General features: G+C 68.1%; 14 protein-coding genes, 1 pseudogene and 1 riboswitch. Of the genes and pseudogenes, 12 read left to right on the forward strand and 3 right to left on the reverse strand.

Annotation, left to right across the window (positions count from 1 at the left end; translation table 11 throughout):
* From ACFU8Q_RS30635 to ACFU8Q_RS30645, 3 genes and pseudogenes are all read left to right on the forward strand, one after another.
* Positions 1–183, forward strand: a pseudogene (locus ACFU8Q_RS30635) (cytochrome ubiquinol oxidase subunit I); the annotation flags it as partial.
* A complete protein-coding gene (locus ACFU8Q_RS30640; RefSeq protein WP_384459952.1) occupies positions 180–578 on the forward strand; it encodes a cytochrome c oxidase subunit 4 in 399 nt (132 codons plus the stop codon). The pseudogene ACFU8Q_RS30635 and the gene ACFU8Q_RS30640, both read left to right, overlap by 4 nt.
* A gap of 118 nt (positions 579–696) precedes the next feature.
* On the forward strand, positions 697–1,959 hold the full coding sequence (locus ACFU8Q_RS30645) for an Ig-like domain-containing protein (protein ID WP_384459955.1): 1,263 nt from the start codon (positions 697–699) through the stop codon (positions 1,957–1,959).
* Positions 1,960–2,017: 58 nt separating this feature from the next.
* Here the strand turns inward: ACFU8Q_RS30645 and ACFU8Q_RS30650 are convergent, their stop codons facing one another.
* Complete coding sequence (locus ACFU8Q_RS30650; protein ID WP_384459958.1) at positions 2,018–2,419, reverse strand: hypothetical protein; 402 nt, start codon at positions 2,417–2,419, stop codon at positions 2,018–2,020.
* 187 nt (positions 2,420–2,606) lie between these two features.
* Here ACFU8Q_RS30650 and ACFU8Q_RS30655 point away from each other — a divergent pair, with 187 nt between their 5' ends.
* From ACFU8Q_RS30655 to ACFU8Q_RS30680, 6 genes are all read left to right on the forward strand, one after another.
* Positions 2,607–3,227: a heme-copper oxidase subunit III gene (locus tag ACFU8Q_RS30655; protein ID WP_384459961.1), complete on the forward strand. Its 621-nt coding sequence runs from the start codon at positions 2,607–2,609 to the stop codon at positions 3,225–3,227.
* 62 nt (positions 3,228–3,289) lie between these two features.
* A complete protein-coding gene (locus ACFU8Q_RS30660; protein WP_384459964.1) occupies positions 3,290–4,099 on the forward strand; it encodes a c-type cytochrome in 810 nt (269 codons plus the stop codon).
* Positions 4,096–5,148: a Rieske 2Fe-2S domain-containing protein gene (locus ACFU8Q_RS30665; RefSeq protein WP_384459966.1), complete on the forward strand. Its 1,053-nt coding sequence runs from the start codon at positions 4,096–4,098 to the stop codon at positions 5,146–5,148. The genes ACFU8Q_RS30660 and ACFU8Q_RS30665 overlap by 4 nt, the downstream gene beginning before the upstream one ends.
* Positions 5,145–6,794 carry a cytochrome bc complex cytochrome b subunit gene (locus ACFU8Q_RS30670; protein ID WP_384459969.1) on the forward strand — a complete coding sequence of 550 codons (1,650 nt, stop codon included), beginning with the start codon at positions 5,145–5,147 and terminating at the stop codon, positions 6,792–6,794. The genes ACFU8Q_RS30665 and ACFU8Q_RS30670 overlap by 4 nt, the downstream gene beginning before the upstream one ends.
* A gap of 123 nt (positions 6,795–6,917) precedes the next feature.
* Complete coding sequence (gene trpD, locus ACFU8Q_RS30675) at positions 6,918–7,982, forward strand: anthranilate phosphoribosyltransferase (RefSeq protein ID WP_384459972.1); 1,065 nt, start codon at positions 6,918–6,920, stop codon at positions 7,980–7,982.
* Positions 7,983–8,065: 83 nt separating this feature from the next.
* Positions 8,066–8,183: riboswitch (SAM riboswitch) on the forward strand.
* A gap of 175 nt (positions 8,184–8,358) precedes the next feature.
* Complete coding sequence (locus ACFU8Q_RS30680) at positions 8,359–9,735, forward strand: aminotransferase class V-fold PLP-dependent enzyme (RefSeq protein WP_384459975.1); 1,377 nt, start codon at positions 8,359–8,361, stop codon at positions 9,733–9,735.
* An 80-nt stretch (positions 9,736–9,815) separates the two neighbouring features.
* Here ACFU8Q_RS30680 and ACFU8Q_RS30685 read toward each other — a convergent pair whose 3' ends face one another.
* Both ACFU8Q_RS30685 and ACFU8Q_RS30690 read right to left on the reverse strand, forming a co-directional pair.
* On the reverse strand, positions 9,816–10,097 hold the full coding sequence (locus ACFU8Q_RS30685; RefSeq protein WP_093543818.1) for an Lrp/AsnC family transcriptional regulator: 282 nt from the start codon (positions 10,095–10,097) through the stop codon (positions 9,816–9,818).
* Positions 10,094–10,846 carry a rhomboid family intramembrane serine protease gene (locus ACFU8Q_RS30690; protein WP_384459978.1) on the reverse strand — a complete coding sequence of 251 codons (753 nt, stop codon included), beginning with the start codon at positions 10,844–10,846 and terminating at the stop codon, positions 10,094–10,096. Before ACFU8Q_RS30690 ends, ACFU8Q_RS30685 begins: the two co-directional genes overlap by 4 nt.
* A 161-nt stretch (positions 10,847–11,007) precedes the next feature.
* Between ACFU8Q_RS30690 and ACFU8Q_RS30695 the strand changes: the two genes are divergently transcribed.
* The 3 genes from ACFU8Q_RS30695 (at position 11,008) to ACFU8Q_RS30705 (ending at position 13,971) form a co-directional block, all read left to right on the forward strand.
* Positions 11,008–11,250: a hypothetical protein gene (locus ACFU8Q_RS30695; RefSeq protein WP_266745708.1), complete on the forward strand. Its 243-nt coding sequence runs from the start codon at positions 11,008–11,010 to the stop codon at positions 11,248–11,250.
* 35 nt (positions 11,251–11,285) lie between these two features.
* A complete protein-coding gene (locus ACFU8Q_RS30700; protein ID WP_384459984.1) occupies positions 11,286–12,647 on the forward strand; it encodes an NYN domain-containing protein in 1,362 nt (453 codons plus the stop codon).
* Positions 12,648–12,942: 295 nt separating this feature from the next.
* Positions 12,943–13,971: an NlpC/P60 family protein gene (locus ACFU8Q_RS30705; RefSeq protein ID WP_384459981.1), complete on the forward strand. Its 1,029-nt coding sequence runs from the start codon at positions 12,943–12,945 to the stop codon at positions 13,969–13,971.
* The last annotated feature ends 64 nt before the right edge of the window (positions 13,972–14,035 follow it).

Here is a 14,035-nt window from a genome sequence, read left to right on the forward strand (position 1 = left end):
CGTTCGCTGGAGTGGGCGACGTCCTGCCCGCCGCCGCGGCACAACTTCCTCACCCTGCCGAGGATCCGTTCCGAATCCCCGGCGTTCGACCTGCATCACCCGGAGATCGCGGCGCTCGAGCTGCTGGAGCCGCACCCCGAGGCTGACAAGGCCCTCGCTGGTGGCAAGGAGGCCGGCAAGTGAAGATCCAGGGCAAGATGTTCCTCTGGCTGAGCGTCTTCATCCTCGCCGTCGCCATCACGTACGGCGTGTGGTCGAAGGAGCCGGCCGGTACCACCGCGCTCGTCCTGGCCTTCGGCCTGAGCGTCATGATCGGCTTCTACCTGGCCTTCACGGCGCAGCGGGTCGACGCCATGGCTCAGGACAACAAGGAAGCCGATGTCGCGGACGAGGCCGGCGAGGTGGGGTTCTTCTCCCCGCACAGCTGGCAGCCGCTCTCGCTGGCCCTCGGCGGCGCCCTCGCCTTCCTGGGCATCGTCTTCGGCTGGTGGCTGCTCTACTACGCGGTCCCGGTGATCCTGTTCGGCCTGTTCGGCTGGGTCTTCGAGTACTACCGCGGTGAGAACCGCACCCAGTGACCTCGCGTCACCGCTCCACCTGACGGGGGGCCCGTACTTCTCCACCAAAAGAAGTACAGGCCCCCCGTTTGCAGTCACATCGCGCGCTTATAGGGATGAATCTCCATAACGTGGGTTCATGAGCCACACGCCGCGCTTCCGCCCCGTAGTCAGCAGCACTCTGCTGGTCATGACCCTGGTCGCAGGTGTGACCGCCTGTGGGGGGTCCGACGGCCATCCGCTCGCGGCGAAACCGTACGACGCGACGGACGAGATCTCCGCCAACGTCCCCGCGGGCGACGAGAAGGCAGACCCCGACAAGCCGCTCGAAGTCAACGTCGAGGACGACGACGGCCGGATCACGGACGTGACGGCCACGGACACGGCCGGACGCCATCTGGCGGGCGAACTGGACGCCGACGGGAGGCGCTGGCACTCCACCTCCCCGCTCGCCGCCGGCACCCGCTACACCGTCCAGGTCAGCATGGAGGACGGCGACGGCGCCCCGGGCGGCCGTACGCTCTCGTTCGAGACCGACTCCGTCCGGGCCAAGAAGCTCCTGAAGGTCGCATTCGGCCCTCAGGCGGGCACCTACGGCGTAGGACAGCCCATCACGGCGCAACTCAGCACTCCGGTCAAGGACAAGGCGTCCAGGGCCACCGTGGAGCGCGCTCTGCACGTCCGCTCCATGCCCGCCGTGACCGGCTCCTGGTACTGGGTCGATGACAAGACCCTGCACTACCGCCCCGAGGACTACTGGCCCGCCGGAGCCACCATCAACGTCACCAGCGGCCTGGAAGGTATCAAGGTCAGCGACAACCTTTACGGAGCGCCCGCGAAGGCGCTGAAGCTCACCACGGGCGACCGTATCGAGGCCATCACCAACGCCGCCGCGCACACGATGACGGTCAAGCGCAACGGCAAAGTGATCAACACCATTCCGGTGACCACCGGCAAGCCCGGCTTCGCCACCAGAAACGGTGTCAAGGTCGTGCTGAGCAAGGAGTACTCCGTACGCATGCGCGGTGAGACGATCGGCATCTCGCAGGACTCGTCCGACGGGTACGACCTGATGGTCTACTACGCGACCCGCGTCACCTGGAGCGGCGAGTACGTGCACGCGGCCCCCTGGTCCACCGGATCGCAGGGGTACGCGAACGTCAGCCACGGCTGTACGGGCATGAGCACGAGCCTGGCCGAGTGGTTCTTCAACACCGTGCACACGGGCGACATCGTGCAGGTCGTCGGCAGCCAGGGCGAGATGATGACGCCGTTCGACAACGGCTTCGGCGACTGGAACCTGTCCTGGGCGAAATGGCAGCAGGGCAGCGCCCTGCAGAAGAGCGACGCGCCGGACCGCACGGAGACGATCCAGGCGGCGCGACTGCGCCCCGAGTTCTGACCGGCCCGGGGAGTGCGCTGCCCCCTCGGCGGAACCGCGGACGCAGCCGCGGCGCGCCTCAGGCGTCCACGCAGTCCCTGCTGCGCAGCAGAGCGGCCAGGGCGTCGGCGAACTCGACCGGTTCGACCGGAAGGGTCACCGCGGCGTCCGCACGGCTCCAGGTGGCCAGCCAGGCGTCCTGGGGGCGCCCCATCAGCAGCAGCACCGGCGGGCAGTGGAAGATCTCGTCCTTGATCTGCCGGCAGACGCCCATACCGCCCGCCGGGGCCGTCTCGCCGTCCAGGACGCAGACATCGATGCCGCCGTTGTCCAGCGCTTCCAGGACGGCGGGCAGCGTGGCGCACTCCAGGAACTCCACCGGTGGCACGTCGGCCGCGGGCCTGCGCCCGGCTGCCAGCCTCACCTGCTCACGGGTGTTGGCGTCGTCGCTGTAGACCAGGACCGTGGCGGTCGGCTGCATTGTTCCTCCGTGACATCTGTGTCTTCGGGGCTTGCCGGGCATGAACCGATGCGCGGATCGTACTCCGCCCGATGGGCTGTCAGTACCGCCCGGGACAGCGGATTCATGGGCCGTTCGGGGAGGGCACACCCTGTTGACACACCGAACAGCACCCCCCGGGGTGAGGGCGGGATAAGGGACCGACATAATGTCGAGCGTGGCGACAGCAACGACAGTAGAAACCGGGCACGCGCACCCGTCGGTCAATCGACCGAACCTCACCAGCGTCGGAACCATCATCTGGTTGAGTTCCGAGCTGATGTTCTTCGCGGCCCTCTTCGCGATGTACTTCACCCTGCGATCGGTGACGGGACCGGATCACTGGAAGGAAATGGCTTCGGCCCTGAACTTCCCGTTCTCGGCGACGAACACCACGATCCTGGTGCTCTCCTCACTCACCTGCCAGCTCGGCGTCTTCGCCGCGGAGCGGGGCGATGTGAAGAAGCTCCGTGCCTGGTTCGTGATCACGTTCGTGATGGGTGCGATCTTCATCGGAGGCCAGGTCTTCGAGTACACCGAGCTGGTGAAGAAGGACGGCCTCTCGCTGTCCTCCGACCCGTACGGCTCGGTGTTCTACCTGACGACCGGCTTCCACGGGCTGCATGTGACAGGCGGTCTCATCGCCTTCCTGCTCGTTCTGGGCAGGACATACGCAGCCAAGAGGTTCACCCACGAACAGGCCACCGCTGCCATCGTCGTGTCCTATTACTGGCACTTCGTCGATGTCGTGTGGATCGGCCTCTTCGCCACGATCTACATGATCAAGTAATCGGGCTCGAACCCGAACCACATCCAGCATCGACGCAGAAGATCCTGACACCGGGGTAATCCGTGAAAAAGCTCTCCGCACGACGACGCCATCCGTTGGCGGCGGTCGTCGTACTACTCCTCGCGCTGGCGGCTACTGGGGGGCTGTACGCCGCGTTTGCGCCCGCGAGTAAGGCGCAGGCCGACGAAACCGCCCAGTCCCTCGCCATCGACGAGGGCAAGAAGCTGTACTCCGTCGGTTGCGCCAGCTGCCACGGAATCGGCGGTCAGGGCACCACCGACGGGCCGAGCCTGGTGGGCGTGGGCTCCGCCGCCGTGGACTTCCAGGTCGGCACGGGCCGCATGCCGGCGCAGCAGCCGGGTGCCCAGGTACCGAAGAAGAAGGTCATCTACAGCCAGGCCGAGATCGACCAGCTCGCGGCGTACGTCGCGTCGCTCGGCGCCGGTCCGATCGTTCCGACCAAGAGCCAGGTCAGCCCTGACGGCGCGGACATCGCCAAGGGTGGCGACCTGTTCCGTACCAACTGCGCTCAGTGCCACAACTTCACCGGCGAGGGCGGTGCGCTGACGAACGGCAAGTACGCGCCCAGCCTCGAAGGCGTGGACCCGAAGCACATCTACGAGGCCATGCAGACCGGCCCGCAGAGCATGCCGTCCTTCCCGGACACGACGATGCCCGAGCAGCAGAAGCGGGACATCATCGCGTACGTCCAGACCGTGAACAGCGCCCAGTCGGAGAACCCGGGTGGTCTCAAGCTGGGTGGCCTGGGGCCGGTCAGCGAAGGCTTGTTCGCCTGGATCTTCGGGCTCGGCGCCCTGATCGCACTTGCCATTTGGGTCGCGGCCCACACCGCTAAGGCCAAGAAGTCATGAGTAGCCAAGAGATTCCAGACGAGAACCTGCCCGCTGAGCAGGACCACGCGCACGGCGCGGTAAAGGTCGCGGACGACCCGTTCGCCGACCCGGGGCTGCCGGCCCACAAGCCGCGCATCCAGGACATCGACGAACGTGCCGCGAAGCGCTCCGAGCGCACCGTCGCGCTCATGTTCACGCTGTCCATGCTGGCGACGGTCGGCTTCATCGCCTCGTACGTCATCTTCCCGGTCGACAAGATCGTGTACATCTGGCCCTTCGGCCATGTGAGCGCGCTCAACTTCTCCCTGGGTCTGACCCTGGGCGTGGCTCTCTTCGCGATCGGCGCAGGTGCCGTCCACTGGGCGCGCACCCTGATGTCCGACGTGGAGGTCGCCGACGACCGGCACGCCATCGAGGCCGAGCCCGAGGTCAAGGCGAAGGTCCTCGCCGACTTCGCGGCAGGTGCCCAGGAGTCCGCGCTCGGCCGGCGCAAGCTGATCCGCAACACCATGTTCGGTGCGCTGGCCCTGGTGCCGCTCTCCGGTGTGATGCTGCTGCGCGACCTCGGTCCGCTGCCGGAGAAGAAGCTCCGCAACACCCTGTGGGCCAAGGGCAAGCAGCTCATCAACATGAACACGATGCTGCCGCTGCGTCCCGAGGACGTCGCCGTCGGTTCGCTGACCTTCGCCATGCCCGAGGGGCTGACGGAGGACGCGGAGGACTTCCAGAACCAGATCGCCAAGGCCGCGCTGATGATCATCCGCATCGAGCCGCAGAACATCAAGGACAAGCGCGAGCGCGAGTGGGCCCACGAGGGCATTGTGGCCTTCTCCAAGATCTGCACCCACGTCGGCTGCCCGATCAGCCTGTACGAGCAGCAGACGCACCACGTGCTCTGCCCGTGCCACCAGTCCACCTTCGACCTCTCCGACGGCGCCCGCGTCATCTTCGGTCCGGCCGGTCACGCCCTTCCGCAGCTGCGGATCGGTGTGAACAGCGAGGGCAACCTCGAGGCGCTCGGTGACTTCGAAGAGCCCGTCGGTCCTGCATTCTGGGAGCGCGGATGAGTACTGCGACCACGAACACACCCGGTGCCGCGGCACCGGGCAATCGCAAGGCGCCCGCCGGCGAGCGGGTGGCCGACTGGGCGGACGGCCGGCTCGGGATCTACTCCCTGGCCAAGTCCAACATGCGCAAGATCTTCCCGGACCACTGGTCCTTCATGCTCGGTGAGATCGCCCTCTACAGCTTCATCATCATCATCCTCACGGGTGTGTATCTGACGCTGTTCTTCCACCCGAGCATGAACGAGGTCGTGTACCACGGCTCGTACGAGCCGATGCAGGGCATCAAGATGTCCGAGGCCTACGCCTCGACACTGGACATCAGCTTCGACGTCCGCGGTGGTCTGCTGGTTCGCCAGATCCACCACTGGGCCGCGCTGATCTTCCTGGCCGGCATGTTCGTGCACATGATGCGCGTCTTCTTCACGGGTGCGTTCCGCAAGCCGCGTGAGATCAACTGGCTGTTCGGCTTCCTGCTGTTCGTGCTGGGTATGTTCACCGGCTTCACCGGCTACTCGCTCCCGGACGACCTGCTGTCCGGTACGGGTGTCCGCTTCACCCAGGGCGCGATCCTGTCGATGCCGATCGTCGGCACGTACATCTCGATGTTCCTGTTCGGCGGCGAGTTCCCCGGCCACGACTTCGTGGCCCGGTTCTACTCGATCCACATCCTGCTGCTGCCGGGCATCATGCTCGGCCTGCTGGTGGCGCACCTGATCCTGGTCTTCTACCACAAGCACACGCAGTTCGCGGGTCCCGGCCGCACCAACAAGAACGTCGTCGGCATGCCGCTGTTGCCGGTGTACATGGCGAAGGCCGGTGGCTTCTTCTTCCTGGTCTTCGGCATCATCGCCATCATCGCGGCCATCGCCTCGATCAACCCGATCTGGGCCATCGGCCCGTACCGCCCGGACCAGGTGTCCACCGGCGCCCAGCCCGACTGGTACATGGGCTTCGCCGAGGGTCTGATCCGAGTGATGCCCGGCTGGGAGATCAACCTCTGGGGTCATACGCTCGTCCTGGGTGTGTTCATCCCGCTGATGGCCTTCGGACTGGTGCTCGCGATCATCGCGGTCTACCCGTTCATCGAGTCCTGGATCACCGGGGACAAGCGCGAGCACCACATCCTGGACCGCCCGCGCAACGCCCCGACCCGGACGGCCTTCGGCGTCGCCTGGATCACCGAGTACGTCATCGTCTTCATCGGCGGTGGCAACGACCTGTGGGCCACGCACTTCCACCTGTCGCTGAACGCCATTTCCTGGTTCGTCCGGATCTTCATCTTCGTGGGACCGGTCCTCGCGTTCATCGCCACCCGGCGGATCTGCCTCGGCCTCCAGCGCCGTGACAAGGAGAAGGTGCTGCACGGGCGCGAGTCCGGCATGATCAAGCGCCTGCCACACGGTGAGTTCGTCGAGATCCACGAGCCGCTCGGCCCCGAGCAGCTGCACACGCTCACCGCGCACGAGCAGTACAAGCCGGTCGAGATCGGCCCGACGGTCGACGAGAACGGTGTCGAGCGCAAGGTGTCCGCCCTGCAGAAGCTGCGTGCCAAGCTGAGCAAGGGCTACTACGGCGAGGACAACCAGATCGCCAAGCCCACCGTCGAGGAGTACAAGGAGATCACCAGCGGCCACGGTCACCACTGATCGTCTGAACTGATCGCCACAGCAGGAGCCCCGTCCATCCGATGGACGGGGCTCTTCGCTGTCCCCGGCCCTCGATAGGGTGGGGCTATCCCTTTTATCGGCTGTGGACCCCAGGAGCGGACCATGAACGTTGTGACCCCGGTCGGCGGCGACAGCGTGGCGGACCGTTCCTGGCCCGGCCTGCTGAACCCGCTGCTGCGCGGCGAGAACCTGACCGCGGCCGACACCGCGTGGGCGATGGACCGCATCATGAGCGGTGAGGCGAGCGATGTGCAGATCGCCGGTTTCGCGGTGGCCCTGCGCGCCAAGGGCGAGACGGTCGACGAGGTGTCCGGCCTGGTGCGCGCGATGTACGAGCACGCCCACACCATCCACGTACCCGGTCGTACCGTCGACATCGTCGGCACCGGCGGCGACCTCGCCAAGACGGTCAACATCTCCACGATGTCGGCGATCGTCATCGCGGGCACCGGTGCCAAGGTGGTCAAGCACGGCAACCGGGCCTCCTCGTCGGCGAGCGGTTCCTCCGACGTGCTGGAGAAGCTCGGCGTCAACCTGGAGCTCAGCACGCAGCGGGTCGTGGAGGTCGCCGAGGAAGCGGGCATCACCCTCTGCTTCGCGGTGAAGTTCCACCCCGCTCTGCGCTACGTGGCCAGGGCCCGCAAGGAACTCGGTGCCCCGACGACGTTCAACATCCTGGGACCGCTCACCAACCCGGCGAACGTGCGCTCCCAGGCCATCGGCGTCGCCGACCTGCGGATGGCGCCCATCGTCGCCGGTGTCCTCGCCGAGCGCGGCAATTCGGCGCTGGTCGTCCGCGGTGACGACGGCCTGGACGAGCTGACGACGACCGCGACCTCGCGCGTCTGGGTGGTCCGGGACGGAGCGGTGCGCGAGGAGGTGTTCGACCCGCGCGACGTCGGTCTGGAACTGGTGCCGCCACAGGCGCTCCGCGGTGGCGACCCCTCGTACAACGCGGATGTGGCCCGCCGGGTACTGGCCGGCGAGCACGGGCCCGTACGGGATGCCGTGCTGCTCAACTCCGCGGCGGCGCTGGTGGCTCTGGACCCGACGGACGGCACGCTCAACGAGCAGATCGCCGCCGGGATCGAGAAGGCCGCCGAGTCCATCGACTCGGGAGCGGCCCGGCAGGCGCTGGAACGCTGGGTGGCGGTCAGCAACGCCTGAGCCGACGGAAGGTGACGCGGGGCGCGGTCCGGATCCTGGACCGCGCCTTGCGCGTCGACGCACGTATGGCAAGATGCTGCGCAGGTCATGAGTGACAGCGACTACGGCCCCGGCCCGCTGTCCGGCAACCCTCCGTCCGTGGCGGGGTGCCCCGGGTGAAGACCAGGCCGTAGGCAGCGAGGTCTGCGGCAAGCGCGGGCCCCTCGGCATCTGTGAATGCCAACCCCCGGGGTCCTGGTCCCTAGGGAGTCTCTTGTGAGCAAGCGAATGCGATAGGGCTTCTCGGCCCTCCTCCGCACCCTCTTCTTCTCTTTCCGCTGCGCTGCCGCGTATCCGCCGGCGCACGCGATTCGCCTGCCTGTTACGGGAGTTCGCCATGTCTGTCTTCACCGCTGCCGCCGACCAGTCGCTTTGTACCCCTCTGCCGGTTCTGGGCAAGGATGTAACGGTTCCGCTCGTCACGGGCGGTGAGGTCGCGTACGCCGCTCTCGACTACGCCGCCAGCGCCCCGGCCCTGCAGCGCGTCTGGGACGACGTTGCCGCATACGCCCCGTACTACGGCAGCGTCCACCGCGGTGCCGGGTACCTCTCGCAGCTCTCCACGGATCTCTTCGAGAACAGCCGCGCGACGGTCGCGGAGTTCCTCGGGTGCCGCGCCGAGGACCAGGTGATCTTCACCCGGTCGACCACCGACTCCCTGAACCTGCTGGCCGCGGTCGTCCCCGCCGATTGCCAGGTCTTCGTGTACGAGACCGAGCACCACGCCTCGCTGCTGCCCTGGCGCGACGCCCGGGTGACCTACCTGAACGCCCCGCGCACCCCGGCCCAGGCCGTCGAGGCGCTGGAGCGGGCGCTCGCCGACCGTGACCCCTACGGCCCCGCGCTGGTCTGTGTCACCGGCGCCTCCAACGTCACGGGTGAGCTGTGGCCGGTGAAGGAGTTGGCGGCTGCCGCGCACGCGCATGGTGCCCGGATCGTGCTGGACGCCGCGCAGCTCGCCCCGCACCACCCCGTCGACATCGCGGACCTGGACGTCGACTGGGTCGCCTTCTCCGGGCACAAGCTGTACGCGCCGTTCGGCTCGGGCGTGCTCGCGGGCCGGGCCGACTGGCTGCGGGACGCCGAGCCGTACCTGGCCGGCGGCGGCGCCTCGCGCAGGGTCGCCCGGCGCGGCGACGGCGGTGTGGACGTCGAGTGGCACACCACGGCAGCCCGCCACGAGGCCGGTTCCCCCAACGTCATCGGCGTGTACTCCATCGCCTCCGCCTGCAAGGCGCTCACCGAGGCCGGCTTCGACAACCTGGTTGCCCGGGAGCAGCACCTCGTCACCGCGGTCCGGACCGGTCTCGCCGGGGTCCCCGAGGTCAAGGTGCTCTCGCTGTTCGGCGACGACGCCCCGAGGGTCGGCGTCATCTCCTTCGTGGTGGAGGGCTGGAACAGCTCGCACTTCGCCGCCGCGCTCTCCGCCGAGTACGGCATCGGGGTACGCGACGGACTGTTCTGCGCACACCCGCTGGTCCGCACCCTGCTGGGCAGCGACCCGCAGGAGGTCGGCGAGTGCGGCGCACCGGAGGCCGAGCCGGGCGAGCGGTCGCTGAACGCGATCCGGGTGAGCTTCGGGGCGGGTACGCCGGACGAGCACATCGAGCGCTTCGTCCGCGCGGTCAAGGAGCTGGTGAGCAAGGGCGCCCAGTGGAAGTACCGCACCGAGGACGGCCGCTGCGTCCCGGACCGGGGCACGGCGCAGCTCTGACGGGCACGTAACGCTTCGGCGGGGGAGGGGCGTCCGAGCCCGTCCCCCGCCGAAGTGCTACGCCGTGATGCGGGGCGTACCTACGCGTCGAGGCCGATGGCGAAGGCGGCCTCCAGGTCATGCTGCGAGTACGTACGGAACGCCACGTGCGTGTCGGTGGCCTCCACGCCGGGGATCTTGCTGATCCGGCCGGGGATGACGTCCGCCAGGTCGTCGTGCTTGGCCACCCGGACCATGGCGATCAGGTCGTACGTACCGGTGACCGAGAAGACCTCGCTGACGCTGTCCAGCGCGGCGATGGCTTCGGCGATCTCGGGAATCCGGTCCACGCTGGTTTTGATGAGCACGATCGCGGTGATCACGGCTGACTTTCTCCCTCGGTGGCCCTGGCTGGTGACTTCACTCTATCCGTACGCCGGTAACGCCCCCAGGCGTAGAGGAAGCCGAGGGCGAAGCCGACCACATGGGCCAGATACGCCACGCCGGGCCCCCCGCTGCCCGCGCTCTGGACCGCCAGCCACTGCAGGGCGAACCAGAAGATCAGCACGATCCAGGCGGGGAAGCGCAGCGGCAGGAAGAAGAGGAACGGGAACAGGCTGGTGACCCGGGCCCTGGGGAACAGATAGAGGAACGCCCCGAGCACCGCCGAGATCGCCCCCGACGCGCCGACGAGCGTCTGGTCGGACGTGGCGTGCGCGGCGGCGTAGGCGACCAGGGCGAGATAGCCACAGGCGACGTAGAAGAAGGTGAACTCGGTACGGCCCATGCGTTCCTCGGTCATCACTCCGAACACGTACAGGAAGAGCACGTTGCCGAGCAGATGCAGCCAGCTGCCGTGCACGAAGAGGGCGGTGAGCGGGGTGAGCAGGGCGCGTGCGGAGCCGTCCCACAGCTCGCTCGGGATCACGCCCCAGCGTTCGAAGTACCCGGCCTGGGCGGCGAGCAGGGCGTCGGCACTGCCGTAGGACGAGTTGAAGCCGGAGAGCGGACTGATCAGGAAGATCAGACAGCACAGGGCGATCAGGGCGTGGGTCACCGAAGGTCCGCCCGAGGTGACCGTCCGTAGGAGCCCACTGGTCAACCTGTAGGCCGCGGCACGCCGATCGATCATGAACAGAGCATGACGCAAGCGGAGGGAACGGGACAGACCGCCTCGCCGTGTCTGGGGGACACACCGAGGCCGTAGGGTTACGGCAGGACATCCGCAGTTCGACGGCGCACCGCGAGATCCTTGAAGCAGGCAGCACGAGGCTCGACGAAAGAGGACGCACGATGACGACGGTTCCCCAGCCGACCGACGGGACCCGCTGGCGTTGCACGCTCTGCGGAAATCTCACGCGCTTCGACGTGACCCGCTCCTCCAAGGTCGTCGAGTACGTCCATCTCGACCTGGCCGGGGAGTCCACCGTCGAGGAGCGCGAGGTGGTCAGTGAGACCATCGAGTCGGTTCGCTGCCGTTGGTGCAACGCGGTGGATCAGATCGAACTGGTGGCCAGGCCGGGTGCCGACTCCTGACGGAGGCGCGCACAGACAATTTGGGGTGACGGATGGTGGAGCAGCCCGCTAGCGGCGCAGAGCCGGCCGAGGCGGCCGGCGACGCCGTCGAGGCGCTCGACCGCCCGCTGCCCGAAGCTGTACGGCGGCGGGTCGTCGCGCTGGTCTCGGACGCCTTCGGTGGCCTGACGGTCACCGAACTCCCGGCCCAGCTGAGACAGTACGCCCGCTTCACCCCGACCCGGCGCGCCAAGTTCGCCGGGAACGCGATGGCGGCCGCCCTGGAGGGTGACGCGCTGTTCCGCCAGCGGATCGGTGAACGGCTCAAGGAGGGGCAGCCGGAGCTGACCGCGGCGCTGGAGGCGGGTTCGCCGCCTGCCGCCGCCGACCCCGTCGATGTTGCCGCCGCGGCCTATGTGCTGCGCCCGGCCGGCTGGGTGAAGCTGGTCGCCGCCGCGGGCGAGGAGGCCCAGCGGGCCGACGCCGAGCGCGCCGACGAGGAGAGCCGCCGCGAACTGGAACGGTTGCGCGAGGAACTCGTCCACGCCCGCTCCCAGACGAAGAACGAGACGGAGCGGCTGCGCGTCGAGCTGGACGCGGCCCGCAAGGAAGCCGAGTCGCTTCAGCGCAAACTGCGCAGTGCCGTCAACGACGTCAAGCGCGGCGAGGCCGCGTTGCGTCGCAGCAGGGCCGAGACGGAGACCGTACGGTCCGACGCGGCTGCGCAGATCTCCGCGGCGGAGAGCGAGACCCGCAGGCTGAAGGCGCGGCTCGGTGAGGCCGAGGCGTCCGTCGAGGCGGGCCGCAGGGCCGCAAGGGAGGGCCGCTCGGTCGAGGACATGCGGCTGCGGCTGCTGCTGGACACGGTGCTCGACGCGGCCAGCGGGCTCCGTCGTGAACTGGCCCTGCCACCCTCCTCGATCCGCCCCGCGGACAGTGTCGACGCGGTCGAGCCCGGCCGGATGTCGCCCAAGGACATTGCCGCCAGGGCGCTTTCGGAGACCGATCCGGCCCTGCTCGACCAGTTGCTCGCGCTGCCGCAGGCGCATCTGATCGTGGACGGCTACAACGTCACCAAGACCGGCTATCCGCAGCTGCCGCTGGAGAAGCAGCGGTTGCGGCTGCTTGGCGGTCTCGCGGTGCTCGCGGCGCAGACCGGCGCGGAGATGACCTGCGTCTTCGACGGGGCCGAACTGGCCGCCCCGGTACTGCTCGCACCGCCGCGTGGAGTCCGGGTGCTGTTCAGCAAGCCCGGTGTGACCGCGGACGAACTCATCCGCCAGCTGGCGCGCGCCGAACCGCCGGGCCGGCCGGTCGTGGTGGTCTCCACCGACCGCGAAGTCGCCGACGGAGTGGCGAAGGTGGGCGCCAGGCCCGTTGCGTCCGTCTTGCTCCTGAAGCGCCTTTCGCGCGTCTGATGAACGATTGTCCGAACTCGGCGGAACTCGGTGGAAATTGGGGAACGGACCGTCAAGTCGCCGCTACGCCCTGTGTGCTGTGGGTAAAGAAGTACCTCCTGTGACGAGATTTTTCTTGCGAGGATTTGAACTGATCACAAGTTGGTCACTAGGGTCGGGCCTCGAACCTTCGCACGGTTGATCACCCATTCGGGGTGACGGCGAAGGCACCGCCGAGTCCGTGACGTGCACGGAGCCGGGGATTCATGTCCCCCACAGCCCGGTAGGCGGCTCGAGGAAGAAGGAGCTCGCCTCCGTGGCGTCCCACCGTCGTCCCAAGCAGCCGAGCCGCGCCCGTGTGACCGTGCTCACCGTGACCGCCGCCGCTGCCGTGGCCCTGACCTCCCAGGCGGCCCAAGCCGCACCGAAGCCCTCCAAGGGCGAGGTCAAGGCGGAGGTCGAGAAGCTCAGCCACGAGGCGGGCGAGGCCAATGAGCAGTACTACGGCGCCAAGGAGAAGCAGCAGAAGCTGGAGAAGGAAGTCAGCGCGCTGCAGGACAAGGTGGCCCGCGGCCAGCAGGAGATCAACGCGCTCCGCAACGGCCTCGGTTCGCTCGCCGCGGCGCAGTACCGCTCCGGTGGCATCGACCCGTCGGTGCAGCTCTTCCTCTCGTCCAACCCGGACACCTTCCTCGACGAGGCCTCGGCCCTCGACCAGTTGACGGCCAAGCAGACCGAGACCCTGGGGAAGATCCAGGAGAAGCAGCGGGTCCTCGCGCAGCAGCGCAAGGAGGCCCAGGACAAGCTCGGTGACCTCGCGGACGTGCGCAAGACGCTCGGCGCCAAGAAGAAGAAGCTCCAGGACAAGCTGGCCGAGGCGCAGCGCCTGCTCAACACGATGACCGAAGCCGAGCGCGCGAAGATGCGCGAGGAACAGCAGCGTGCCAGCCGCGCCGCGGGCGACCGGGTCGAACTCGGCAACGAGGTCCCCGCCTCCGCCTGGGGTGCCGCCGCCCTGAACGCCGCCTCCACCCAGGTGGGCAAGCCGTACGGCCGCGGCGGTACCGGCCCCGGATCCTTCGACTGCTCCGGGCTGACCCAGTGGGCCTACGCCCAGGCCAACGTCCAGATTTCCCGGGTCACGTACACCCAGGTCAACGACGGTGTCCGCATCGGGCGCAGCGCGCTGAAGCCGGGCGACCTGGTCTTCTTCAACAACACCTCGCACGTGGCGCTCTACGCGGGCAACAACACCGTCCTGCACGCCCCTTACCCGGGCACGTTCGTCCGGTACGAGTCGATGAACACCATCGGCAGCTTCCAGTTCGGCGTCCGCGTCGGCTGACGACGCCCGAACGGGCGAATTCCCGCGCCCCGCACAGACAGTGCGCCCCGGCGGAGACCACAGG

The organism is Streptomyces sp. NPDC057543, assembly GCF_042801895.1.
GTDB lineage: Bacteria > Actinomycetota > Actinomycetes > Streptomycetales > Streptomycetaceae > Streptomyces.

What these genes read in the sequence shown, in the direction of transcription:
- ACFU8Q_RS30690 (WP_384459978.1), bottom strand. Translation starts at nt 10,846, where the DNA reads ATGATCGATCGGCGTGCCGCGGCCTACAGGTTGACCAGTGGGCTCCTA.
- trpD (WP_384459972.1), top strand. Translation starts at nt 6,918, where the DNA reads ATGAACGTTGTGACCCCGGTCGGCGGCGACAGCGTGGCGGACCGTTCC.
- ACFU8Q_RS30665 (WP_384459966.1), top strand. Translation starts at nt 4,096, where the DNA reads ATGAGTAGCCAAGAGATTCCAGACGAGAACCTGCCCGCTGAGCAGGAC.
- ACFU8Q_RS30645 (WP_384459955.1), top strand. Translation starts at nt 697, where the DNA reads ATGAGCCACACGCCGCGCTTCCGCCCCGTAGTCAGCAGCACTCTGCTG.
- ACFU8Q_RS30680 (WP_384459975.1), top strand. Translation starts at nt 8,359, where the DNA reads ATGTCTGTCTTCACCGCTGCCGCCGACCAGTCGCTTTGTACCCCTCTG.
- ACFU8Q_RS30695 (WP_266745708.1), top strand. Translation starts at nt 11,008, where the DNA reads ATGACGACGGTTCCCCAGCCGACCGACGGGACCCGCTGGCGTTGCACG.
- ACFU8Q_RS30650 (WP_384459958.1), bottom strand. Translation starts at nt 2,419, where the DNA reads ATGCAGCCGACCGCCACGGTCCTGGTCTACAGCGACGACGCCAACACC.
- ACFU8Q_RS30670 (WP_384459969.1), top strand. Translation starts at nt 5,145, where the DNA reads ATGAGTACTGCGACCACGAACACACCCGGTGCCGCGGCACCGGGCAAT.
- ACFU8Q_RS30655 (WP_384459961.1), top strand. Translation starts at nt 2,607, where the DNA reads ATGTCGAGCGTGGCGACAGCAACGACAGTAGAAACCGGGCACGCGCAC.